General features: G+C 41.5%; 22 protein-coding genes. 5 read left to right on the top strand and 17 right to left on the bottom strand.

What is annotated here, in order from left to right:
* Positions 1-13 precede the first annotated feature (13 nt).
* The gene (locus tag CSV69_RS01070; protein WP_085426584.1) at positions 14-658 is read left to right on the top strand and encodes an acetoin utilization AcuB family protein; all 645 of its coding nucleotides are present in this window, start codon (positions 14-16) and stop codon (positions 656-658) included.
* Positions 655-1,809 (top strand): acetoin utilization protein AcuC, encoded by a 1,155-nt coding sequence (locus CSV69_RS01065; RefSeq protein ID WP_085426585.1) that lies wholly within the window; start codon positions 655-657, stop codon positions 1,807-1,809. Before CSV69_RS01070 ends, CSV69_RS01065 begins: the two co-directional genes overlap by 4 nt.
* Before the next feature lie 117 nt (positions 1,810-1,926).
* Here the strand turns inward: CSV69_RS01065 and ccpA are convergent, their stop codons facing one another.
* A complete protein-coding gene (gene ccpA / locus CSV69_RS01060) occupies positions 1,927-2,928 on the bottom strand; it encodes a catabolite control protein A (RefSeq protein ID WP_085426586.1) in 1,002 nt (333 codons plus the stop codon).
* Between the two features lie 134 nt (positions 2,929-3,062).
* Entirely contained in the window at positions 3,063-4,145 is a 1,083-nt protein-coding gene (locus tag CSV69_RS01055) for a bifunctional 3-deoxy-7-phosphoheptulonate synthase/chorismate mutase (protein ID WP_085426587.1), read from the bottom strand.
* Positions 4,146-4,309: 164 nt separating this feature from the next.
* On the opposite strand from CSV69_RS01055, the gene CSV69_RS01050 reads away from it, so the two are divergent.
* Complete coding sequence (locus CSV69_RS01050) at positions 4,310-6,445, top strand: cell division protein FtsA (protein ID WP_369823916.1); 2,136 nt, start codon at positions 4,310-4,312, stop codon at positions 6,443-6,445.
* 102 nt (positions 6,446-6,547) lie between these two features.
* Here the strand turns inward: CSV69_RS01050 and CSV69_RS01045 are convergent, their stop codons facing one another.
* The 9 genes from CSV69_RS01045 to CSV69_RS01005 all read right to left on the bottom strand — a co-directional run bounded on the left by CSV69_RS01045 (position 6,548) and on the right by CSV69_RS01005 (position 16,260).
* A complete protein-coding gene (locus CSV69_RS01045; protein ID WP_099692546.1) occupies positions 6,548-7,318 on the bottom strand; it encodes a YtxH domain-containing protein in 771 nt (256 codons plus the stop codon).
* Positions 7,319-7,378: 60 nt separating this feature from the next.
* Complete coding sequence (locus tag CSV69_RS01040) at positions 7,379-7,831, bottom strand: DUF948 domain-containing protein (RefSeq protein ID WP_099692545.1); 453 nt, start codon at positions 7,829-7,831, stop codon at positions 7,379-7,381.
* A 162-nt stretch (positions 7,832-7,993) separates the two neighbouring features.
* A complete protein-coding gene (gene murC, locus CSV69_RS01035) occupies positions 7,994-9,307 on the bottom strand; it encodes a UDP-N-acetylmuramate--L-alanine ligase (RefSeq protein WP_085426590.1) in 1,314 nt (437 codons plus the stop codon).
* 130 nt (positions 9,308-9,437) lie between these two features.
* A complete protein-coding gene (locus tag CSV69_RS01030) occupies positions 9,438-12,395 on the bottom strand; it encodes a DNA translocase FtsK (protein WP_233192307.1) in 2,958 nt (985 codons plus the stop codon).
* Between the two features lie 205 nt (positions 12,396-12,600).
* Positions 12,601-13,206, bottom strand: a complete 606-nt coding sequence (gene ytpR, locus CSV69_RS01025; RefSeq protein ID WP_099692544.1) for a YtpR family tRNA-binding protein — start codon at positions 13,204-13,206, stop codon at positions 12,601-12,603.
* Positions 13,203-14,018, bottom strand: a complete 816-nt coding sequence (locus CSV69_RS01020; protein ID WP_099624699.1) for a DUF1444 domain-containing protein — start codon at positions 14,016-14,018, stop codon at positions 13,203-13,205. Before CSV69_RS01020 ends, ytpR begins: the two co-directional genes overlap by 4 nt.
* Before the next feature lie 32 nt (positions 14,019-14,050).
* Entirely contained in the window at positions 14,051-14,569 is a 519-nt protein-coding gene (locus CSV69_RS01015; RefSeq protein ID WP_085426593.1) for a hypothetical protein, read from the bottom strand.
* A 78-nt stretch (positions 14,570-14,647) separates the two neighbouring features.
* The gene (locus tag CSV69_RS01010; protein ID WP_099692543.1) at positions 14,648-15,163 is read right to left on the bottom strand and encodes a DUF84 family protein; all 516 of its coding nucleotides are present in this window, start codon (positions 15,161-15,163) and stop codon (positions 14,648-14,650) included.
* Between the two features lie 23 nt (positions 15,164-15,186).
* Positions 15,187-16,260 carry a M42 family metallopeptidase gene (locus CSV69_RS01005; protein WP_085426595.1) on the bottom strand — a complete coding sequence of 358 codons (1,074 nt, stop codon included), beginning with the start codon at positions 16,258-16,260 and terminating at the stop codon, positions 15,187-15,189.
* Between the two features lie 199 nt (positions 16,261-16,459).
* On the opposite strand from CSV69_RS01005, the gene CSV69_RS01000 reads away from it, so the two are divergent.
* Entirely contained in the window at positions 16,460-16,774 is a 315-nt protein-coding gene (locus tag CSV69_RS01000; protein WP_085426596.1) for a hypothetical protein, read from the top strand.
* A gap of 354 nt (positions 16,775-17,128) precedes the next feature.
* Here CSV69_RS01000 and CSV69_RS00995 read toward each other — a convergent pair whose 3' ends face one another.
* The 4 genes from CSV69_RS00995 to dat form a co-directional block, all read right to left on the bottom strand.
* On the bottom strand, positions 17,129-17,974 hold the full coding sequence (locus CSV69_RS00995; protein WP_099624703.1) for a YtnP family quorum-quenching lactonase: 846 nt from the start codon (positions 17,972-17,974) through the stop codon (positions 17,129-17,131).
* A gap of 116 nt (positions 17,975-18,090) precedes the next feature.
* Positions 18,091-18,735 carry a tRNA (guanosine(46)-N7)-methyltransferase TrmB gene (trmB, locus tag CSV69_RS00990; protein ID WP_085426598.1) on the bottom strand — a complete coding sequence of 215 codons (645 nt, stop codon included), beginning with the start codon at positions 18,733-18,735 and terminating at the stop codon, positions 18,091-18,093.
* 39 nt (positions 18,736-18,774) lie between these two features.
* Positions 18,775-19,743, bottom strand: coding sequence for a nuclease-related domain-containing protein (locus CSV69_RS00985; protein ID WP_099692542.1), 969 nt, complete (start codon positions 19,741-19,743; stop codon positions 18,775-18,777).
* A complete protein-coding gene (gene dat, locus CSV69_RS00980; RefSeq protein ID WP_099692541.1) occupies positions 19,727-20,611 on the bottom strand; it encodes a D-amino-acid transaminase in 885 nt (294 codons plus the stop codon). The genes CSV69_RS00985 and dat overlap by 17 nt, the downstream gene beginning before the upstream one ends.
* Positions 20,612-20,988: 377 nt before the next feature.
* On the opposite strand from dat, the gene CSV69_RS00975 reads away from it, so the two are divergent.
* A complete protein-coding gene (locus CSV69_RS00975) occupies positions 20,989-21,210 on the top strand; it encodes a DeoR family transcriptional regulator (RefSeq protein WP_085426601.1) in 222 nt (73 codons plus the stop codon).
* A 51-nt stretch (positions 21,211-21,261) separates the two neighbouring features.
* On the opposite strand, the gene CSV69_RS00970 is transcribed toward CSV69_RS00975, so the two are convergent.
* Both CSV69_RS00970 and CSV69_RS00965 read right to left on the bottom strand, forming a co-directional pair.
* Entirely contained in the window at positions 21,262-21,993 is a 732-nt protein-coding gene (locus tag CSV69_RS00970) for a pseudouridine synthase (protein WP_085426602.1), read from the bottom strand.
* A 3-nt stretch (positions 21,994-21,996) separates the two neighbouring features.
* Positions 21,997-23,613 (bottom strand): putative polysaccharide biosynthesis protein, encoded by a 1,617-nt coding sequence (locus CSV69_RS00965; protein ID WP_085426603.1) that lies wholly within the window; start codon positions 23,611-23,613, stop codon positions 21,997-21,999.
* Positions 23,614-23,747: the final 134 nt, after the last annotated feature.

Genomic DNA, 23,747 nt, shown 5'->3' with positions numbered 1-23,747 from the left:
GTGAGGAATGGTCATGCTCGTACAAGATATTATGAAAACAGACGTGATTACACTTAATTCCACGCATACGATTGCAGATGCGGTACAACTAATGAAAGAAAAGCGAATTCGCCATATTCCCATTGTGGAAGATGGGCGCGTACAAGGTTTGGTGACAGACCGCGACGTGAAAGAAGCGTCTCCTTCAAGTATTTCTGAGAGACTGGAGCCTTCTCTTTATGAAACAACACTCGATAAAATTATGAAAACCGACTTATTGATCGGACATCCACGGGACTTCGTAGAAGAAGCTGCATTGATGTTCTATACGTACGAAATTGGGTGTCTACCTATCGTTTCCAATTATCAACTCGTCGGAATTTTAACTAAGACGGACTTATTGTATAACTATATCGAACTGACGGGTGCCAATCAGCCAAGTTCTCATATTCAAATTCGTGTACCGAATACACCCGGCATTCTGTATGAAGTGTCAAAAGTATTCCATGACCACAATACGAACGTGCTCAGTGTACTCGTCTATCCTTTTCAAGATGACGAGCAGTATAAAATTCTAGCCATCCGGATCAAACGAATGAATCCGCTCCCAATCATCGAAGGGTTAAAAAAACAAGGGTTTGAAGTCCTTTGGCCAAGTGAACCGGAGATGGGCGTATGACAAGACAAGCGAGCTTTATCTTTTCAACCGACCAACTAAACTATGAATTTTCCGATACGCACCCTTTCAATCAAAAAAGAATCGTATTGACCAAGAGTTTACTAGACGAAATGAATACAATTGAACCAGATGAAATCGTCATTCCACGTACAGCAACAGATGAGGAACTGCTTCTAGCTCACGATGCAAAGTATATTGAAATCGTAAAAAAAGCGAGTAAAGGTGAAGTGAGTGAAAATATTGGCAGTATCTATGGAATCGGTACAGAAGATACCCCCTTCTTCCATGGCATGCATGAAGCCAGTGCATTGCTAGTAGGCGGTACGCTTACTGCGATTGAAGAAGTAATGGAAGGTCGTTCAAGATATGCGCTGAATCTCGGCGGTGGCTTGCATCACGGATTCCAAGGTAAAGCATCTGGATTTTGCATTTACAATGATAGTTCAGTAGCTATTAAATACTTACAACAAAAGTACGGGGCGCGCGTACTGTATGTAGATACAGATGCCCACCATGGTGACGGAGTGCAATGGACGTTTTACGATGATCCGAACGTCTGCACATTCTCCATCCATGAAACAGGTCGCTATTTGTTCCCTGGGACAGGCAATGTGACAGAGCGAGGAAATGGTGCAGGCTATGGCGCTTCATTCAATTTCCCTATTGACGCATTCACAGAAGACGAATCATTCCTGCACATCTATAAAACGGCTCTACGTGAAGTCGCAGCACACTTTAAACCAGACGTTATTCTTACACAAAATGGAGCCGATGCACACTACTTTGATCCATTGACACATTTATATAGCACAATGAAAATCTATGAAGAGATTCCGAAACTAGCAAAAGAAATTGCTGAAGAATACTGCGACGGCAAATGGATCGCAATTGGTGGCGGTGGATATGATATCTGGCGCGTAGTACCTCGCGCATGGTCACACCTATGGCTAACGATGAAAGATATCCCAACGCCTACTGGGCGACTACCTGAAGCCTGGCTAAACAAATGGCAACCCGAATCCCCCGTTCCTCTTATAGAGACTTGGGAAGACCCTGATGACTTATACGAAGCAGTCCCTCGCAAAAATGACATCAACGAAAAAAACGAGCAAATGCTAACAAGAGCACTGCACGTTATAAGAAAATCATAATAAAAAGCAACTTATCGCAAAGATAAGTTGCTTTTTACATTTCATAATCTCACAGAAAATATAGTAAGTGTATAAGATCAGAACAACATATCCGTTTTTCAACAGCGTTATTCTTTTTTACTTCCTAACTGACTGCCGCTCTTCCAAATAATAAGGCAAAATAACTTCAGTCTCTTCCACTTCTTCCTCGCTCATTAACTTCGTCAACAAGCGCATGGACACAGCACCTAAATCATACAGTGGCACTACAATCGACGTTAACTGTGGACGCACAATACGCGCTAAAATTGAGTGCTGGAAACAAATAATCTCCATGTCCTCAGGAATTCTCAGATTTTTATCACGCACTCCGTTCATGATACCAACAGCAATTTCATCGCTGCTCGCCATGACAGCGGTCGGAGGATCAGACACTTTACCTAGCACATTCCAGCATTCGTACGCGTCATCATACGTATTGTCAGTTTCCACGATCAAGGACTCATCGATTGTCATTCCCGCTTCTTCCAACGCACGAATATATCCCACACGCTTGCAGACACGATTAATGTCACGCGTAAACGGTCCCGAAACAAAAGCAATGCGTTTGTGACCGTTGTCGATCAACTTCTTCGTTGCTTCATATGCCGCTTGTTCATGATCAATATTGACAGAGGGTAAACTGGTTTCAAAATCCAACGTCCCTGCTAAGACAATTGGAACATTCGCCGTTTTCATTTCTTTACGTACTTCAGGTGAAATAGAATCACTCATGAAGATCAATCCATCTACTTGCTTACCTAAATGATCTTCAAACAATTCAACCTCTCGAGAGGTACTCTTGTCCGAGTTGGAAAGAATGATATTGTATTCATACATCGTGGCAACGTCTGCAATCCCTCTAGATAACTCTGCATAGTAACTCTTAGACATATCGGGGACTATTACTCCGATCGTCGTAGTGCGTTTGCTGGCCAGTCCACGAGCGACAGCGTTTGGTCGGTACCCTAATCGTTCAATACAGTCCAATACTTTTTTGCGAGTCGCCGGCTTCACGTTTTGATTGCCGTTCACTACACGTGAAACCGTTGCCATCGATACGTTTGCTTCTCTTGCTACATCGTAAATTGTGATAGCCATTTTTGCTCCTCCTATCCTTATTCTCTACTAGTATACCGTGTTCTTACGGATTATAAAGTTTTTCTATGCAGAAATATGTCATTCTATACAGAAAAACACCGAACCTTAGTAATAAAGGTTCGGTGTTGGATGTTTTAAATCGTTTGGTGTGTGTTCATGAAGCGAGTAATCTCTTCGTAGAACTCGTCAAACTGTGCAATATCCATTTGCTGCGCTGAATCCGATAATGCTACGGCTGGATCTGGATGAACCTCCGCCATAACGCCGTCTGCTCCTACTGCGATTGCTGCTTTCGCTGTTGGAAGCAATAAATCTTTACGGCCAGTGGAATGTGTAACGTCCACGAATACCGGTAAGTGCGTTTCTTGCTTCAAGATTGGAACAGCAGAGATATCGAGCGTGTTTCGAGTAGCCGTCTCATATGTACGAATTCCTCGTTCACAAAGCATGATCTCCGTATTACCTTTAGAAATAATATATTCAGCTGCGTTGACGAATTCAGAAATCGTTGCAGACATTCCGCGCTTTAGAAGTACTGGTTTGTTGACCATCCCAGCTTCTTTCAGCAATTCAAAGTTCTGCATGTTACGTGCACCGATTTGGATCACATCGATATACTCAAGTGCTTCCTCCAAGTGTGACGGTGTAATGATTTCTGTGACGATAGAAAGTCCAGTTTCATCTGCAACTCGCTTTAGAATTTTTAAACCTTCCAGGCCTAAACCTTGGAAATCATATGGAGATGTACGTGGCTTGTAAGCTCCTCCACGGATCATCGTTAATCCTTTTGCTTTGATTGATTTTGCTACTGCCAAAACCTGCTCGTAAGATTCTACTGCACAAGGTCCAAATACGAAAGACGGATTTCCGTCTCCAATTTTATGGCCGTTTACATCCACAATCGTGTCTTCAGGTTTTCTAGTACGGGATACGAGCAATGCATTCTTCTGCTCATCTTGCTGTACTTCTAGTGCTGACATGAAAATAGACTTGAATACCTGTTCCAGGATACCGTCTGGCAAAGGACCATTGTTGGCCTTCTTCAAGACGTTGAGCATCTCGCGTTCGCGAACCGGATCATATCTATTAACACCTTGCTTTTCTTTTAACTTGCCAATTTCTTGGATAACGCCTGTACGTTCATTGATCAATTTAAGAATATCTAAGTTTAACTGATCAATCGTACCTCTCAACTCACCTAAATCTTGCTTGCTCATAATTCTGTCTCCTCCCCGTACATATCTTCCTTTTCTAACGCCGGAATCTATGTTACATTTTTATATAATAGACCTAGTATAATGAATACTCTTTGAAAAGTCACGCAATTTCACCGAATTAATCCTTATTCACTATTTTCACATAGAAAAAAATTGAAAAGAGGTTGGAAATCCTGATTACTAAGTTATTCGCTCTTGATATCGGGACACGCTCCGTAGTGGGCATTGTACTGGAAGAACAAAACGATTCATTCCATATTGTAGACTTGATTTCAAAAGAACATAAAGAACGCTCGATGATTGATGGACAAATACATAATATTTTAAGCGTCGCATCCATAATTCAAGAAATCAAAGAAGAGTTGGAACAAATTCATGGTCCTTTAAAGCGCGTAAGTGTAGCGGCAGCCGGTCGTTCATTGAAAACAGCAGAAGGAACCGTAACCGTCGATATTTCAGAACGAACATTGATTTCCAAAGAAGATATTAACCGGCTGGAGTTATTAGCGGTACAAAATGCGCAAGAAAAGTTACTTTCCGCACATCAATCACAAGAGGATGACCACTATTATTGTGTTGGTTATTCTGTCTTGTATTATAAATTACATGATGAAAAGATTGGAAGCTTGATTGACCAAACAGGCAACACTGCAACCGTCGAAGTCATCGCTACATTCTTGCCTCGAGTAGTTGTAGAATCTTTGCTCGCTGCATTAAAGCGTGCAGACCTTGAGATGGAAGCCTTAACACTTGAGCCGATTGCTGCGATTCATGTGCTCGTTCCCCCTTCCATGCGAAGATTAAATATCGCATTGGTCGATATTGGAGCGGGTACATCGGATATTGCTATTGTTAGTGAAAATACTGTGACCGCTTATGGAATGGTGCCTGTGGCAGGCGACGAAATGACCGAAGCACTAAGCAGCCACTATTTGCTCGACTTCCCTATGGCTGAACAAATGAAACGACAAATCAATGATCAAGATATCTTGAAAGTTCAAGATATTTTAGGGTTTGAACAAGAAATACCTGCTGAAGAAGTGATTGATGTAATAAAACCTTCCGTGAAACATTTAGCTTTGTCGATCGCTAATGAAATCAAGCGATTGAATCATAACACTTCTCCACAGGCAGTTATGATTGTCGGCGGAGGTGGATTAACGCCTACTCTCACGAAAGAAGTGAGTACGCAACTGGACCTTCCTGAAAACCGTGTGGCCATTCGAAGTCTAGATGCCCTTTCAGGTGTCACACTTTCGGATCAGATCGAAGCTTCCCCTGCACTCGTCACGCCAATTGGTATCGCAATTGCAGCACAAAGAGCACCCATTCACTATATTTCCCTGAGTGTCAATGAACAATCCATTCGACTATTCGAATTAAAAGAACTTACAGTAGGCGACGCTTTGCTTGCAGCTCGGATTTCCGCCCGACAATTATACGGTAAACCAGGGCTTGCGTTGACTGTTAAGGTAAATGGGCAATGGCGAACGATTCCCGGCGAGCATGGTTCCTCTACGACCATCCTGTTAAACGGCACTGAAGCCGGCACAAAGGACAGCATAGCAAACCAGGACAACATTGAGTTGATGTTCGGCAAAGACGGTACAGACGCTACAGCGACAGTCAGGGACTTGATGGATGCACCCCAATCAATCACTTATCAACTGAACGGGGTAAGTAAGACTGTTATAGGTGAAATCCTGCTAAACGGAAGGCCCGTTACGATGGATACCAAGATTGCAGACCGTGATGAATTAACCTTACATCAAACAACAAGAGTAAAAGACATCATAACGTCCCATTCAAATTTTGAAACAGATGCTTATACGATTATATGGAACGGTACTCCCCATCGTTTAAAGCAACGTGAGACTGTCTATATCGCAAACGGCCAAGTAGTATCGGATGCCTACCAGATTCAGGCAGACGATCACATCGAAACGCGTCATCCTGGTGCTCTTTCATTAAAAGAAATAGCGAAAGATTTGGAGATTGTTCTTGAAGAGCGTGCCGATATACTGTTTAACGAAAAGCCTATCGTCATCAAGAAGCAACGAACTGCCGTCTATGTAAACGAAGAACCAGCAAATCTTGACTACCGTGTACAGCCAAATGACAAAGTTGAGTTCAAAGTATTATCCCATTCCCCTATTATTTTTAGTGATATATTTTCATTCACTGATTTCACGTTACCCACACAGTCCACGGCATCTTATCGATTACTGCGTAACGGCGAATCTATTCGCTTCAATGATTTGATATTTGGCGGTGACCAACTAGAGATCATATTCGAATAAAAGCTACGCTGTGCAGACAACTGCATAGCGTAGCTTTTTATTGTGTGTTCTTCATCTAGTAGTGCACAAAAAAACCTCCCAATAAAGGAAGGTTTTTAACTATTACTTAGAGTGGCTTTTGTTGTTACTGTTTGAAGAAGTATTGTTTCCTTTAGACTGCTCATTCTTTTTAGCAGTTGTATCTGCTTTAGGAGATTTGTTATCTTCTTTTTTATTTGAAGAATCTTTTGCTTTTGAAAGATTTCCTGATTCTTCGTTATTTTCTTTTGTACCTTTATAATCCGTGGCTTCTTCACCTTCAGATGATACAGTTCCGTCATCCATAGGAATATTAGCTTTTGACGTTGCAGATTTCACCTTGCCCACTAGCTGCTCAGATTGCTCTTGGATGTTGTGGGAAAACTCGGAAGTTTTGTCTTTTGCCGCTGAAGTGAATGCTGCTGTTTTTTCTTTTGCAGTATCCGTGAAGTCAGCTGTATAATCTTTTGCCGCACTTGAGTATTCTGCCGCTTTGTCTTTAGCTGTACTAGACAGCTCAGCAGCTTTATCTTTTGCTGTGCTTGATAGTTCTACTGCTTTCTCTTTCGCAGTTGAACTCAATTCAATACTCTTGTCTTTCAGTTGTGAAGCTTGTGTAGTTAAATCTTCACGCATTTCACGGCCAGTCTTCGGTGCTAGGAATAGCGCAGTTGCCGCCCCAATAACTCCACCAATGATCGCACCGGCAATGAAACTCCCTGTGCCGCTACTATCTTCATCATACAGATCATTTGTTGAACGGTATGTGTAGTTTGCTGGATATTGTGGCTGTCCGTAAGTGTTTGAGTAGTTACCTTGGTTGTTGTTGTTGTAGTTTGGTTTGTTTTCTGTCATTTTTTTCTTCCTCCTGTGAATTAGCTGTTTTTTTGTATGTTTCAAAGGAAAATGCTTGTACTAGGAGCGCGCTTTGTACACTGTCCAACCAGCGGACTTTTCAGGTTGCCGTTCCTTTATTTGATCGTATAGACCAACCGCAACAGTTCCCCATTGTACTACTTGCGCGATTTTATCACTGTTTTGTTCAGCTTGGGTAGTGACTGAGCTCGAGATCCGATGAACGGATTGATTGAGCGTGTTCACTGAGTCGCCTACTCCCTTTACCGCATCCACCACAGTGTTCAGCTTGTCCGCTTTCCCTTGCAGATCTTCGGCCAGCTGATTCGTTTTTTGTAGGAGCTGTGTACTTTCTGTAGTCACTCCTTCCAATTGCTTTGATAAGTCATCCACTGTATGCGAGACACTTTGTAAAGATGTTTTTAAAGACCCCAATGTCATCGCCAGACTTACACAAAGAATAAGAAATGCGATTGCCGCAATCACTGCAGCAACGTAAAGTAAATTGATCACCTTCGTAATCCTCCTAAAGCATATTCTTACGAAAACTTTACCCCTCTTTCAGAGTTTCTAAACTTTTCGTCCTACTACATCCTGTTCGACATAACTTAGCTATTCCCTTTAACAAATTCCTAAAACTTCTTAAAAAAAGAGAGACAGCCCTCTCATAAAAGATTAGGCTGTCTCTTCTGTAGTTATGTCAGATTTGAATTGTTTTAAATATTGCTGGATATCTCCAGCACCCATGAACAGGATTACAGGATTTTGATGTGATGCTAGACCTGACATATCATTTATTTTTAAATGTTGAGAATGTGGAATTTTATCGACCAAATCTTGAATCGTTAAACTTCCTTCTTGTTCTCTCGCAGAGCCGAAAATATCACATAGATACACATGATCTGCTTCAGAAAGACTTTCTGCAAATTGATCTAGCATCGCAGCTGTCCTGCTGAAAGTATGCGGTTGGAATACAGCAATCACTTCACGATTTGGATATTTTTGACGTGCCGAGTCCAATGTCGCACGAATTTCCGTTGGGTGATGGGCATAATCGTCCACGATGACACGATTTTCTAATTCCATGACAGAAAAACGTCTTTTCACACCCGTAAACGTCGCGAAGCGTTCATTTACAATTTCAGCTGGAATATTCTCATAGTGACATAGCGTAATAACGCCCAATGCATTTTTTATAGCATGATCACCTGTCTGCGTAATAGTGAAACGATGATAGAATTCATTTCGGATGAATACATCAAACGAGCAACCATTTTGATCTTTTTCAATATTCGCCGCGTAGAAATCATTAGATGAATCTAAACCGTAATAGACAATCGGAACCTGACATTGTAGCTTTTGAAGGTTATCGTCGTCTCCGCAAGCAATTAATGCCTTTTTGACTTGGCTTGCCATTTCTCCAAACGCGTCTAGAATATCGTCCAAACTTGTAAAATAGTCTGGATGATCGAAATCAATATTCGTCATGATCGCATAGTCTGGATGGTATGCCAAAAAGTGACGTTTGTATTCACATGCCTCAAATACAAAGTACTCTGTCTCCTTGACACCTTTTCCCGTACCGTCCCCAATTAAAAAAGAAGTTGGCGCAAAGCCGCCTAAAACATGCGCAAGCAAGCCTGTGGTAGACGTTTTACCATGCGTTCCCGTTACCCCAATGGATGTGAACTGTTCCATGTAAGAGCCTAGGAAGTCATGATAACGAATAACCTCTAAACCAAGTTCTTCAGCACGGACTAATTCAGGATGGTCATCTTTGAATGCGTTCCCCGCAATCACTTTCATACCCGGCTGAATATTATTTTCGTCAAAAGGTAGTACTTTTATATTTCTTTCATGTAAAGGATCTTCTGTAAAAAAGTATTTTTCCACGTCAGAACCTTGAACTGTGTAAGAAGAGTCATGTAGTAACTGGGCAAGGGAACTCATTCCTGATCCTTTAATGCCTGTAAAATGAAACAATGTCATATTGAAACCTCCCGGGAATTCTTTCATCCCTCTTTTTATCTCCAACTGTCCTAAAATAGACTCGGAGATTATTTCTTGTCATAGTATATCATGTGTTCGTTAAAAGTTTAGATACGAACGTGTGGATTATTTACTTCATGAAGCTTTCAAATGCTTGTTCAGTCAAAAAGACATCGCGCGCTCTGCTTCCTCTTTGTTCAGATATAAATTGATTGGCTTCCATTCGGTCAATTAACTTCGCCGCCCGATTGTACCCGATGCTGAAATGGCGCTGTAATGACGAGGTCGATGCACTCCCCTGCTCTATGACAAAGCTGCAGGCTTGCTCAAATAACGGATCCGATTCCTCTTCTTGGACAGCGGCCGCCAGCAAATCATCTTGGCCGAATAAGTAATTCGGTTCTGCTTCATTACGAACATGTTCTATTATACGCTCGATTTCATCATCCGTGACAAACGTCCCCTGAAGACGGACAGGCGCTGATTGACCATTCCCTAAGTACAACATATCCCCTTTACCAAGTAGACGATCTGCCCCTACCGAATCCAAGATGGTCCTTGAATCCACCTGTGAGGAAACAGCGAATGCAATGCGTGTTGGGATGTTAGCTTTGATCGTTCCGGTAATGACGTCAACAGAAGGCCGCTGTGTCGCAATGATCAAATGAATACCGCAAGCTCTTGCTTTTTGCGTAATTCGGCTAATCGACACTTCTACATCTGCAGGAGCCATCATCATTAGATCAGCTAATTCGTCGATCACTACTAAGATATAAGGCATCTTTAAAGAGAAACGGCGTGATTCCATGACCATTTCGTTATAACGTTCTATATTACGTACTGCGGAATGCGCAAATAATTCATAGCGTCTTTCCATCTCATTGACTGCCCATTTCAACGCGGCAGTGGCTGCTTTAACATCCGTAATAACAGGACTCAACAAGTGAGGAATACCGTTATACGGTGCTAGCTCAACCATTTTAGGATCAATAAGTAATAATTTCAAGTCATGATGTGAAGCTTTATACAGCAAACTGATCAGTATAGAGTTGATACAGACGGATTTACCGGAACCTGTTGCACCAGCAATCATCCCGTGTGGCATCTTCCGCAAATCAATCGTTTGCGGCTCCCCTGTCAAGCTTAGTCCGAGCACTGCCTCTAAAGGTGAGTCGGAATTCATGAATGCGTCACTATCAATAACCTCTGAAATTCGAACAGCACGTGTTTTACGATTCGGGATTTCAATACCAATCATACTTGTTCCTGGAATGGGTGCTTGGATACGAATATCCCTAGCCGCCAAAGCCAATTTTAAGTCATCAGTTAAGTTTCGAATCTTACTGACTTTTGTTCCCTGCATTACAGTTAATTCAAACATCGTCACAGCAGGTCCTTGAACCGCTTGTACGACAGTCGCTTGTACAGCGAAGTGAGAAAGAGTATCTTCTAATGTTTCAGATTGCGATGCAAGCCACTCTTCATCTATTATTTCTTCTTCTGGAGGTGCAAGGTACTGCATAGTTGGGAATCCATAATGTGGCGGTTCTTCTTCAACTATTTCCGCCTCTGGTTCTTCTATAATCGTTTCGGAAGTTGACGCAACAGTTTCTATCACTACGACTTGAGACTCTTTCGCAATGGCTTCCGAGTCCTCCGCGCGTGGTTCTACTATCACAGTCTGTTGTTCTTCAATTACGGGTTCTAATTGTTCTAGCGCTTCTGCTTGTTCCACTGCAGGCTGCTGAACTTGATCCGTCTCTATTTCAAACGACTCTTCTACTAATTGTTTCTTTGCGGCATTTTCTGCAATTAGCTCTTCTACTCTAGCAGCTAATCTTTCTTTATCAGATTTAAGCATCAACACATTAAATGGTACGATTTTTTCTTTCTTGATCGGTTCTTCTTGCTTTTCTATATCATCCATTTCGGATGCCATTTCTTCTACTTCTTGCTCTTCAATGTCTTCGTCCACTGGAACAATTATTGGTTCTTCAGGTGTCTCTTCAGGTGTCTCTACAAATTCCTTTGTTTCAGTTGCCACATGCTCAGGCTCTTTTACTTCTACTTTCACTTCCGTTGCTTCTTCTGTTTGCTCTAGTTCTTCTGTTACGGCAGAGACTACAAGTGACTCTTCTGGCTCTATAATGATTTCTTCTGTTTCAGAATAATCGTTGTCCTGTTCAGCTTCTTCCACTACTTCTTCTGCCACTGGCTCTTCTTCTGTCTGCTCAACGTGAACCATATCTTCTTCGGGCTCTGTTTCAGATGCAAAAGAAACCGTTTCTTCGATTTCTTCAGTATGTTCTTCTGTAGAAGTCACTTTTGGCTGTCTTTTTTCTGATGAACTAGCGAATAGCGGTGCTTCGCTTGGTTGTTGATTGGTAATCAAAGATAGTGGCAATTCCTCATCAAGATCTTCTAGCTGTCCGTGTAATTCTTGATCTTTCATATCTTTCTTTTCTATAACCGACTCCATAGCTTCACTAATTGGTGAACTACTTTTCAGTCCGTAGATAGGAGACGGCACATGTGTAGGCGTGAATGGTCTTCTCATTTTCTTTGGCTTTTCAATTTTCACAGGTTCCTGTTGCTGATATGAAGGTTCCTGTGGTTCTGCTGGATGCTTAGATTCATATGGTTCGATTCGCTGCGGCTCTGCATGTAAATTCCGTTCAGGTTTCCCATTAGAAAACGGAAGAGGTAACGGATTAGATGTAGGCGGAATAATGCGTGCAAATTCACGTCTAGTTTCCGCACGATACACTTTACCATTGGTCTCAAAACGGCCCGGCCAACGTTCATTCTGTTGCAAAGGAATAATTTCATAGGGTTCTTCAACTATTTCATCTTGCAAATAATCTTTTGTATATTCATCATGATGGGTCTGTGGTTCCCATCCGTAAATTTCATAGTCAGAAACTATCGGAAATCTAAAGTTCGTTTTTTTATTTTCATCAAGTTTTTCATCGTTTTTTTCATTAAGTTTTTCATTGTATATTTCATTGTTATTTGCAGGAGTTTTTTGTTCATATAAAGGTTCATCTTTTTCATTGCCTTCTTCCATTTGCTGAAGGCGTCTTTTCATATTCCGTAACCAGCTCAAATATATCACTCTTTTCATGTCAATCATTTCATTTTAACAGGTTCTCTATGAGGAAATCAAACAGTTCTATGTACTTTCCGTATAAAATAGTGATTTGTAACCCTATGTAACAATAATACAAAAAAGCTTTTGCTACAAGCTTAACGAGCCTTGTGCAAAAGCTATTCATTATAGATATATTTACATTTTACGCTTCGAAAGCTTCTCCGACGATTCGGTCATCTTCCAATACAAGAATACCTTTTTCTTCAGGTGCATCTTTCAAGCCCAATTCTTTAGCAGAACAGATCATGCCTGACGAAGCGACTCCACGAAGTTCAGCATCGCGAATGATCATACCTGAAGGCATGACAGCACCCACTTTCGCTACCACTACCTTCTGTCCCGCTTCTACGTTAGGTGCGCCACAGACGATCTGTAGAGTCCCCTCCCCTACTTCCACTTGGCAAACATTTAATTTATCTGCGTTTGGGTGCTTCTCTTTTTCTGCAACATAACCTACTACAAATTTAGGAGTGAAATCCAATTCAAGCTCTAAGTCTATGTCATTTTCTTTCAAGGCTTTTTGCAGTTGTTCGCCAAGCTCTTCTGTCAACTCTACTTGACCCACTGCTGAAATCGGAAAATAACTTGTAGCATTAAATAAATTGAAAGCCACAACGTTTCCTGTCTTTTCGTCTTTGATAACTGTTACATTATTTGTTCTTTCAGCTACAATAGCTGCCGGTCTTTCTGTTGTAAGTTGTACGAACAATACGTCGCCAACACCTTCTGGATTATAAAAGATATTCATTTTTTCTTTTCCCTTCTAGCCAATCTGTTTTTTGCCATAATGAAAATTGGTTCGAGTTTACCATCTTCATAAATGAAAGATAGTGACGTAACAGGAACGGCACCTGTTGTGAAAAACTGCATAGCGATTTGCGCAATGACGTCATAACCTGTGTCGTTTCGAATATCACCGATTATCAACACATCTTGGTGAGGAACGGAAACAACCATATGTCCCTCGATTTTCTCTTCCATTTCCTTCAAAAAGGGTTGGTTCAATATTCTGCTTGCATCATAACCATCATTATTATTGATGAAGTAGAAGATATTGTCAGATACGATGTCCTGCTTATAAGCTGTTGGTAACGTCTTGACTTTAAACATCGCAACTTCTTGAATTTCCTGTTCTGTCATCTGCATATCGGAAAGCATACCGTGGTCAATCAAGCGGTAAGTATTTCCTAAATCCAACGCGTAGAAAATCCGTGTTTCTGCCGTATGATCTTTCGTCAAGAAAGTTTCCCCAGCAGAACTTTCAGTCGGGAATGAAGTTGAACGGATAACCGGGAAAATATTATTTTCCCCTGCAAAACCTTTTGCTTGTTCTTGCTCCATTGCGCTGAACGTCTCCAGGATGGTATATGCTACCTCATCGATTGCACGCTCTTTTTTTTGCTCATACTTTGATAAAATTTCAGGTAACGAGATATCAATACCTTTATGAAGAGTATGGTGGACAATTCGCAATTTGTCTGCCTTGCGATCAAATTGCCAATCAAAGTTCTCTTTAGGTAAGCGGTTCTTCAGCTCTTCTACCAAATCTTTAGCTTCCATTCGTCGTCCCTCTCCTTCCGTACTCAATTTTTTTATTGATCGTCATGTTGAACTGAACGAGCAATTTCCATCATTTTTTCCAAGTAGGCGCTAGTGTTTGCTTCGTCTGTTACAGTTTCCACCTTCGCTCCACCTACGTTGGCAATTAACTCAACTTGCTTTTCACCTTTTTCAATAACCGCAACAAAGCCAAATGCTTCATCTTTAGAAAATGTTTGTGCACCTACTAAATTTTCCGGTTCATCCGTCAATAGCACATCATAATAGACATGACTATTTTTCTTTTCATTTGGATTAACGGTTAAGTAAAATGAATCATGTCGTTTAGTTAAGACAATCGTTTGTGAAGTTGATTCTTCATCTACACGTATAGTTGGCGGTTTATAGAAGTCAATATCGCCTACCGCATGATTCGTTTTTTTGCTATTCAATTCAAAAACTTTTTTCGCTGAGACAAATGCATCGTCAGTACGGACTTCCACTTTCTGATTACATCCTACTAATACGACAGCTAGTAGCAACAGCAAGAAAACCTTTCCACTTCGCAACATTCAGGTTCCCCCCTTCTCTACTTTCGTTCACTTTTCTATCAGTCCTATTCTAATCGCACGCTGTCGCTATTGCAATCGTCAACTCTGACGTGACATGCTATACAAGAGCTGCCCGATTAATAATTGCATAATATGTTCAAAAAGTGCATCTCTTGGTACAAGTTGCGCTGTCAACATTCCCATTGCGCCTTCTGACATACGGACATTTCTCTTTTTAAAATAGTCATCCACCGCGTCACCCAGTTCTTTACCACTATGAATTTCCTCGGCTAGCTCTTCTGGCAATGGAATTTGTGCGCCCGCGGCAGTATACGTTTTGCCTTCCGGTGTAGTGAGGGCACCCCAATTGCAAAGGTACATGGTGTCCGCAATCATGTGGACACCGCCTTCCAAGCCAATACCATACGTATCGTTTGCGACAGCAACCGATCGATTAATCGCACCTTGGCGCGTTTCCTCTTCGCTCATCGGCTGGGCGCTAACGCCTGACGAAACGGACACGGAAGAAACAGAACTATTTTCCAAACACTGCTCGATGATTCGAACGACCGCACGCTTCTTCGCCTGATTTTCAGAGCCTAGAACAAATTCCATTCAGTCCCCTCTTTTCTAAGAGCCTAGCTATTTTGCTTTAACGTTTCTACTGTAGTTTTATCACATGCTTTTACTAACTTTGTAATTAATTCCTTAGCTGCTGCATAATCATCTGTGTGGATGATCGAAGCCGCAGTATGGATGTAGCGAGAACAAATACCGATGACTGCACTTGGGACGCCGTTATTCGCCACATGTACTTGCCCTGCATCCGTGCCGCCTTGAGAAACAAAATATTGATACGGTATATTGTGAGTTTCAGCGGTATCTAAAACGAACTCTCGCATGCCGCGATGAGTGATCATCGAACGGTCCATGATACGCAATAATGCGCCTTGGCCCAACTGCCCAAATTCTTTTTTATTGCCGCTTGCATCATTTGCAGGACTTGCATCGAGTGCGAAGAATAAATCCGGATCAATCATGCGAGCCGCTGTTTGTGCTCCACGCAAGCCGACTTCTTCCATAACCGTTGCACCTGAATACAACGTGTTTGGCAACGTTTCATTTTTCACTTCTTGCAACAGTTCAACAGCTAGACCACAGCCATATCGATTATCCCATGCTTTGGCCATAATCTTCTTTGGATTTGCCATCGGTGTGAACGGACAAATCGGCAAGATCTGCTGGCCCGGACGAATTCCGAAGCTCTCTGCATCCGCTTTATCATCTGCGCCTACATCGATCAGCATATTTTTGATATCCATCGGTTTACTGCGCTCTGCATCACTTAATAAGTGTGGCGGAATCGATCCAATGACTCCCGGAATTTCTGTATCTTCCGTGATGATCTGGACTCGTTGCGCAAGTAAGACTTGGTTCCACCAGCCACCTAACGGCTGAAAACGAAGCATACCATTATCTGTAATACCCGTTACCATAAAGCCGACTTCATCCATATGTCCGGCAACCATGATCTTCGGTTGATCTTCTTTTCCGTGGCGAACGCCAAAGATTCCACCCAAACCATCTTGAATAATCTCATCCGAATTTTGTGCCAACTGCTCACGCATAAAAGCCCGGACACGGTATTCATTACCTGGTGCGCCCGGAAGTTCAGTCAGTGTACGAAATAACTCTAATGTCTCTTTTTTCATCTAAATCCCTCACTTTTTCAGTCTATTCGTATTATATCCAGTAACCAAACAGATGAAAACTAATTAGGTTAACAATCTGCTTACACAAAGGTGCCATATTTTACCGATTACTCAAGCGAGAAAAGCTTTTGAATCGCCATGCCCTTTTAAACTATGTTACACTATAAGAAAAGATTTGCGAAGGAGGCTGCACTTAGCCATGAGAGTAAAAGAATTTGTTGCTGGAATTTTAACCGGAGTTGCTGCAGGCGTAGTAGTGAATGAGGCTTTTAACCGTTATAACGAAGAGGTACCAGCTGATAACGTACTTAAAAAAGTAAAAGACGCATTTAAAGAAGAAGGACCAATCGACGGTTCTTGGATCGTAATGAAGCCAGAACCTTACACAAACCATGTCATCTCTATGGACGTTTACCGTGGTGGCGTTTCACGTATGAAAGACGGCAAACTAGAGCAATATGAATTCGCAGCAGATGCGAAAACAGGCACTGTCGTAGAGCTAGTTCGCCAGTAATCAGTATTTAACTATAAGAAAAGAGGCTATCCGAGAAGTATCTACTTCTTGCGATAGTCTCTTTTTTTTAAAAGGTGTTTTACATTCAGAAAAAGACAAACCCCGCGTCAATGGGATCTGTCTCTAGGACTTAATTTTTTAACAATGCATAAACGTTCAAATTTCAGAAGATGACACCAGTTGATCGTAAGTGTAAGGTGGCGACTCCTAGTGGATCAGCGTGAGCCTTGAGACCCCGCAGGAACGAAGTGACGAGGTGGCTCAAGCCCCGCCCACAGGAAAGCGTCCGCCTGGAACGTCGATCAACTGCACCTCCCCATTTCAATCACTTGAACTTGAACTTGAACTCAACCCTTACCGAGAACGAGGCAAGCTATCCACAATCTTCTTTCCATCCTCACTAAACTTTGCCATGCGATACACAGCATCATGATAGAAAATAAAACCATATTCATTTGGAAGCGCTTCCTTCATAATGCGCTCTTTCGCAAAAATCGAGTCCATCGGATAATCATCATAAGCTAGTACCCACAATGGGTTCGTATGCGCATGCGTCGGCATAATATCCGCCATATGAATCAGTGTCTCGCCGTCCTGTTCTAACTTAATCACACTATGACCATCACTATGACCGCCAGTATGTATCATTTTTATGCCCGGCACTACTTCGATTTCATCTTCAAACGTTGTCACTTGTCCTTGAATCGGCTCCCAGTTTTCTTTCCAGTACGTATTTCGCGAGCGAATATTCGGTTCTCTCATTTCATCCCACTCGACTTGTGAAGTGTAGATCTTGGCATTTTTAAACACTGAAACGAGCTGATCGCCTTCCCACTGCGTCAAACCTGCCGCATGGTCATTGTGAAGATGGGACATCAACACAACATCGATATCATCTGGCGTCATACCTAGTTCTTCCAAGCTTTCTTCTACACGTGTTTCAGCACGCACACCCAAATTGCGCTTTTTCTTCTCGTCCAACTTACCTTTACCTATACCTGAATCGATTAAATAATTTTTGCCTTCGTATTGAATTAGGATTGGGTCTGTTCGTAGTTCAATCAAATTATTTTCATCTGCTTCATAGCGTCTTGACCATAATGCTTTCGGAACGACACCGAACATCGTACCGCCATCCAAATAGTTTACGCCACCGTCTAACCACGTTAGTTTCATGTCATGAAAAGTTAATTGATCCATTATATTTCCTCCCTACATTCCTAAATTATCTGTTGTAATGACGTGATACTTCTCCACCAACCTATAGCGTGAGTGGAAAAGTATCACGTCAGACAACTAGTGATCTAGCCTATTAATCAGCTTTGGTACTGCGCTTCCAAACGATAAATCGGTTGACCTTTACTTGAGAACTTTTCTTCGTACTCTGTTAACACATTGTCTTCCGGCATGTTTGCATGTAAATCTAGTGAAACGGATAGCAGTTTCATGCCATAGTTCGTCAAGGAGACAAGAGAATATTCAAACAACGGGCGATTGTCTGTCTTAAAGTGAATTTCTCCATTCTCCTTCAAAACACCTTCATATTTCGCTAAGAAGTTTGGATGTGTCAAACGACGTTTCTCATGGCGATCTTTTGGCCACGGATCAGAAAAGTTCAAATAGACTCGATCAATCTCTGATTTTGTAAAAATAGCTTCCAATTCTTCGCCATTCACACGCATCAAACGTAGATTGGCAGGTTTTTCTGCTTCGATCGTTTTCTCCAACGCTGAAACGATAACATTATCAAAATGTTCAATACCGATATAATTAATTTCTGGATTAGCCAATGCCATTCCAATAACAAATTGTCCTTTTCCTGTACCTACTTCAATATGGATAGGAGAATCGTTTCCGAACTCTTCCGCCCAATGACTTTTCTTGCCTTCCGGATCTAAAATCAACACATCCGGATGCTCTGCCATGAAATCTTTTGCCCATGGCTTATTTCGTAAACGCATACTGGTTACACTCTCTCTTTGTCTGTAATTTCTAATCTATTACTCTTCCACGATTTCTTCCCCATCAAACAATCGGCTCATTGCTGTAGTTTGTGCATGATCCAAAATAGCCTGTGCCGCTTTAAATTGGGTATGCTTCATAGGACTCGGATTGCTACATAACTTTGTCAGCCATTGTTCATATGTTTTGCGGTCAATCGTAGTAACTTCAAATGGCGTTCCTGGATAATCAATATAGCCCGTTCTTGAAACAATCAATTTCTTGATCGGAATCTCCACTTTCGCTGCCTTGAAAAATGATGAAACAATTTTCTCCATCCTACTGAGCGCTATAGTAGGATTCAGTACTTTCTCTTCTTGATCCCCAAACTTTTTGAGCCAAAATCTTTCGCCAGTACCTATGTACGCAGCCAATCTTTCATCTTCGAGCACCGTTATGCAGTAGCATGTAGTAGGTGCCAATAAGATAATGTCTAACTCGACAGGCGCTTTATTCACTTTGACGATTGGATAATAAAACAACAAAAAGCTATCAGGTAAACGTAATGTCAGTTGTTTCAATAATGGGTCAGAGAAATACTTCGGGTCTACACGAGATCGGTCATACAATGTAGAACTCGCCCACTTTAATTGGAATTGAAACAGTTGATCGCGATATGCCTTCTTTAATTGCTCAACATTTGAAGGTTGTCCCGAGATGGAAGCTTGAAAGTCTAAATCATCGTCTTGATCTTCCGCACCGTCCTCCGAAACTGTGGACTCTTGCGCGAATTCCACATCTCTTCGTTTGCGCCATTTTCCGAATAATACCGTATACCATCTTGAACGCTCTTGCACATCTTCTGGAAAAGTAGCCGCTTGCTCTACATGCAAATCAGCACCGTGTTCCCATTGATTTTTAATACGCTTCCATTGATAACGTTTCAGACGGATAAATTGGGTAGGATAGCGCGTTAAGTCATTCTCGTACCGAGATACATAATCGACGAGTTTAACTAGCTGGGCCATTTGATTCTCTTTCCTCAACATTACCAGACGCTACTAACATCGGAATCTGTGCTTCAAACGCAACTTGCAACTTTCTCGTCAACGGACCTGGGACTCCTTGTCCTATAGGTTGCTGATCAATCGTCACGGCAGGCGTAATCTCTGCATTCGTCGATGTATAGAAAAACTCATCCATCTCTAATGCTTGCGGCAGCGTGAATTCTTTTTCTTCAACCGGAATATTCAAATTCTTAGCTAACTGCAAAACGACACGACGAGTAATCCCGTTTAGGATAAAATTATTCGCAGGGTGCGTGTATAGCACGCCATCCTTAATGCCGAATACATTGGAAGATGAACCTTCACGTACCAACCCGTCACGTACGAATAGCGCTTCTTGACATCCATGATCAAATGCCTCTTGTTTCGCCATCACATTACCGAGTAGGTTCAAACTCTTTATATCACAACGAAGCCAACGCACATCTTCCACAGACTTCATGGCAGCACCTTGCTGAAGATAGTGCATAGGACGTTCATTTTCTACCGCATACCCAACTACGACAGACTGAATACTTTCGGGGAATTGGTGAACGCGTGGCGCAACACCACGGGTTACTTGTAAATAGATATGTCCCATAGTAATCTCATTTTCAGTTTGAAGTTTTTGTATGATCTCGCCTAATTCTTCAATAGTATATGGCATGACCATACGAATTTTTTCTGCACTTTCTATTAAACGCTCCAAATGTTCTTGTGCAGTGTACAATGCGCCATCGTATATTTTAATTACTTCGTAGACGCCATCGCCAAAAGCATAACCACGATCATTTACGGATACATGCACTTCATCTTCTTCTAGAAATTTTCCGTCTTTAAAATAGATCATACCACCGTCACCTCTTCTGTTATGAAACTTCAAGCTGTCCTACCGCCAGTTTCTTCTGTTCCTATTTTCACATGTTTACCGAATAAAATCAATTAGACCTTGATAGAGCGTCAATGAATTTTCTTGTTAACAGGGAAAACTAGCTAACTGTCTAACTTAAAAACTATTAATTCGAATTTATGCAAATAGATAAGCGAAAACATGTGCGCTTTTGTCTATAATACGTTATACTACTAGTGTCAGAATCATTCACTAACTATTCTGGCATAACATAGTATCGAGGAGCGGATCAGGAAAGATATTATCAGAGAATACCCCAACAGTCTTCTTTTGCAATGTTGGCGTGAAAATATGAAGATGAAGGAGTGGTTTCTTAGATGAACCCAGCTACCGATCGCATGTTAATTCGTATCAAAGATGTCTATCTGTTCATTCGGGATAACGGAAAAGTAACGACGGAGGATGTAGCGGATGAATTCAACATTTCAACCCGCACTGCTCAACGCGACTTAAACGTTCTGGAGTACAATGAATTGATTAAGAGCTCAGTCCGCGGCGAATGGACGACGACGTCCAAGAAAGTGAAATTATCTTCCTGATCCTGTCTCCTATATACAAATTTTCAACGCAAAAAGGCTGACGCTTTTGCATCAGCCTTTTTGCTTGGAACGATCTATTTCTTTCAACTGCTGTAATTCCCCATCCGTCAACTCTCGGTATTCCCCTAACTCCAAATCCGGATCTAATTCTAGAGGTCCCATTGTCAAACGCTTCAGGTATACCACTTTTTTCCCTACCGCTTCAAACATTCGCTTTACTTGATGAAACTTTCCTTCTGTAATCGTCAATTCAATTTCTGACTCTTCAGCAGAATGCAAGATATGTAAAATACCCGGCTTCGTTTCATAAGCATCATCCAAGATCACGCCGCGCGCAAAAGCTTCGGTGTCTTCTTCCGTTACAATCCCTGCCACTTTCGCGTAATACGTTTTAGGTACTTCTTTTTTAGGTGACAATAAATTATGCGCAAGCTTTCCGTCATTTGTCAGCAATAATAATCCTTCTGTGTCTTTATCTAAACGACCTACTGGAAACGGTTCGAAATGTCGATCTTCACCTGCAAGTAAATCAACAACCGTTTGATCACGGTTATCTTCCGTCGCAGACAAGACACCAGGTGGTTTGTGCATCATCAGGTAGATAAATTCTTTGTAAACCACTTCTTCACCTAGAAGCGAAATATTGTCCGAAACTGGATCCACGTGCTGGGCAGGATCTTTCATCACTTCCCCATTTACGCGGATCATGCCTTTTTTCAACAGTTGTCGAACTTCTTTACGTGAACCGTATCCTGTATTTGATAATAATTTATCGAGTCTCATTCATTACCCTCCAAGTCCGATGCGTCTCATAATACGTGTCAGACGATCACCGAATAGTTGTTGTGCAAGTCCTGATTTTAAAGCGAGGAATCCGTATATTACCATACCGACGCCCGTTCCAATCATGACATACAGCAAAGCTTGCCAACGACCTACAGGAATATGCGCCATGTTCAGACCTTTGTTTGCCAGCCAAACACCAGCAAACATTACCGCGTTGAACGCTAAAATCAAGAATAAACGTCTAATGACCATTTCAGATTTATAATTCAATGCTTTTTTAATGACGAACAAGTTAATACCCACTGCTACTGAATAGCCAATGGCGGTAGCTAAAATCGCACCGTTTGTTTCGAACATCTTGATCAATGGGATGTTGATTAGCATCTTAATAAGTAGACCCAGTAACGAGGTGAAGACAATCCATTTATGATGGTCAATTCCTTGCAAGATCGCAGCCGTTACCGTGAACATCGCGAAAAGAATCGCCACTGGTGCGTAAGAAGCCAATACGCTTGCACCCGCCACATCATATTGATACAAGAATTGATATACTTCACTGTTTAAGACAATCAAGCCTATTACCATAGGAATCGTCAAGAACAACATAATTTGATACGTCTGATCAAGTGAACGTGTAACGCCTTTTTGATTATTCATCGTATAGTCTTTCGTAATAATTGAAATAAGCGCCATGGAAAAACCAGTCGCAACCATTACAGGAATCATGACAATTTTATGTGTCAAAAAGTTTAGTTTCGTTAAATACAAATCCGATACACTAGCGAGACCGATAGAACTCATCGCACTGTTAAATGTAATCATATCAACAAATTGATAGATCGGATTGATTGTTCCAACTAGCACAAACGGTAAAACATAGGCAAATACTTCTTTATAAATTTGTTTTAGCGGGATAGAACTTGCCGGTGGACTGTTCGATAATAAATAATCAAATTCATCTCTATACTTCTTCCAATAATAGTAGAGACTCCACAGACCTGCAAGCGCACCAATGAATGCTGCAAACACCGCAAATTGAACTGCGATTCTTGGTGACAGACCGAGTACATTGACGACTACGAATGCACCGACTAGGACAACAATAATTCGTACAATCTGTTCGATTAATTGAGAAACAGAAGTCGGTTCAAATTTTTGATAACCTTGAAGGTATCCCCGCGCAATGCTCAGTAACGGAACCGCAAGTAACGCAAAGCTCACCCAGCGAATGACTGTCGCAATATCGTGTACGGTAAAAATCTGTTCATCGCTTTTGATAACGAGTTCGGCAATGGGATTCGCAAGGAAAAACAATGCAAGAAATGATAGAAAACCAGTTACAGACATAACGACCATACCCGATTTCATTAATTTCCTGCCGGTCGCATAATCGCCTAATGCATTATACTTGGAGACGAATTTGGATATCGCAAGAGGTGCTCCAGATACGGCTACTGCTAGCGCTAAGTTATAAGGTATGTATGCGTATTGATAGAGTCCAACACTATTCTCTCCAACGATTGCATAAAACGGAATTACATAAAGTAAACCAAGTGCTTTTGATAAAAATAGGCCAATCGTTAAAATGGCCGTGCCCTTCAATAAATTCGATGCCATAATTGATTCCTTCCATTCCTTAAGAGATACTTGTATAGTTTACCCCTCGACACTCATTTGTACAATCTTTAACTGAAGACTAAATCAAAAAGCAATCGCACCTATATGGTGTATAATGAAAGACAAAACGAAAT

The sequence above is a fragment of the Sporosarcina sp. P26b genome (genome assembly GCF_002743245.1).
GTDB lineage: Bacteria > Bacillota > Bacilli > Bacillales_A > Planococcaceae > Sporosarcina > Sporosarcina ureae_C.
Note: the sequence above shows the minus strand (reverse complement) of the source record. Positions and strands in the feature narration are given on the sequence as shown.

Bases quoted from the DNA above. Each gene is read 5' to 3' on its own strand.
- CSV69_RS01070 (WP_085426584.1), top strand. From the start codon at position 14: ATGCTCGTACAAGATATTATGAAAACAGACGTGATTACACTTAATTCC.
- CSV69_RS01065 (WP_085426585.1), top strand. From the start codon at position 655: ATGACAAGACAAGCGAGCTTTATCTTTTCAACCGACCAACTAAACTAT.
- ccpA (WP_085426586.1), bottom strand. From the start codon at position 2,928: ATGGCTATCACAATTTACGATGTAGCAAGAGAAGCAAACGTATCGATG.
- CSV69_RS01055 (WP_085426587.1), bottom strand. From the start codon at position 4,145: ATGAGCAAGCAAGATTTAGGTGAGTTGAGAGGTACGATTGATCAGTTA.
- CSV69_RS01045 (WP_099692546.1), bottom strand. From the start codon at position 7,318: ATGACAGAAAACAAACCAAACTACAACAACAACAACCAAGGTAACTAC.
- murC (WP_085426590.1), bottom strand. From the start codon at position 9,307: ATGACATTGTTTCATTTTACAGGCATTAAAGGATCAGGAATGAGTTCC.
- CSV69_RS01030 (WP_233192307.1), bottom strand. From the start codon at position 12,395: ATGAAAAGACGCCTTCAGCAAATGGAAGAAGGCAATGAAAAAGATGAA.
- ytpR (WP_099692544.1), bottom strand. From the start codon at position 13,206: ATGAATATCTTTTATAATCCAGAAGGTGTTGGCGACGTATTGTTCGTA.
- CSV69_RS01020 (WP_099624699.1), bottom strand. From the start codon at position 14,018: ATGGAAGCTAAAGATTTGGTAGAAGAGCTGAAGAACCGCTTACCTAAA.
- CSV69_RS01015 (WP_085426593.1), bottom strand. From the start codon at position 14,569: ATGTTGCGAAGTGGAAAGGTTTTCTTGCTGTTGCTACTAGCTGTCGTA.
- CSV69_RS01010 (WP_099692543.1), bottom strand. From the start codon at position 15,163: ATGGAATTTGTTCTAGGCTCTGAAAATCAGGCGAAGAAGCGTGCGGTC.
- CSV69_RS01005 (WP_085426595.1), bottom strand. From the start codon at position 16,260: ATGAAAAAAGAGACATTAGAGTTATTTCGTACACTGACTGAACTTCCG.
- CSV69_RS01000 (WP_085426596.1), top strand. From the start codon at position 16,460: ATGAGAGTAAAAGAATTTGTTGCTGGAATTTTAACCGGAGTTGCTGCA.
- CSV69_RS00995 (WP_099624703.1), bottom strand. From the start codon at position 17,974: ATGGATCAATTAACTTTTCATGACATGAAACTAACGTGGTTAGACGGT.
- trmB (WP_085426598.1), bottom strand. From the start codon at position 18,735: ATGCGTTTACGAAATAAGCCATGGGCAAAAGATTTCATGGCAGAGCAT.
- CSV69_RS00985 (WP_099692542.1), bottom strand. From the start codon at position 19,743: ATGGCCCAGCTAGTTAAACTCGTCGATTATGTATCTCGGTACGAGAAT.
- dat (WP_099692541.1), bottom strand. From the start codon at position 20,611: ATGATCTATTTTAAAGACGGAAAATTTCTAGAAGAAGATGAAGTGCAT.
- CSV69_RS00975 (WP_085426601.1), top strand. From the start codon at position 20,989: ATGAACCCAGCTACCGATCGCATGTTAATTCGTATCAAAGATGTCTAT.
- CSV69_RS00970 (WP_085426602.1), bottom strand. From the start codon at position 21,993: ATGAGACTCGATAAATTATTATCAAATACAGGATACGGTTCACGTAAA.
- CSV69_RS00965 (WP_085426603.1), bottom strand. From the start codon at position 23,613: ATGGCATCGAATTTATTGAAGGGCACGGCCATTTTAACGATTGGCCTA.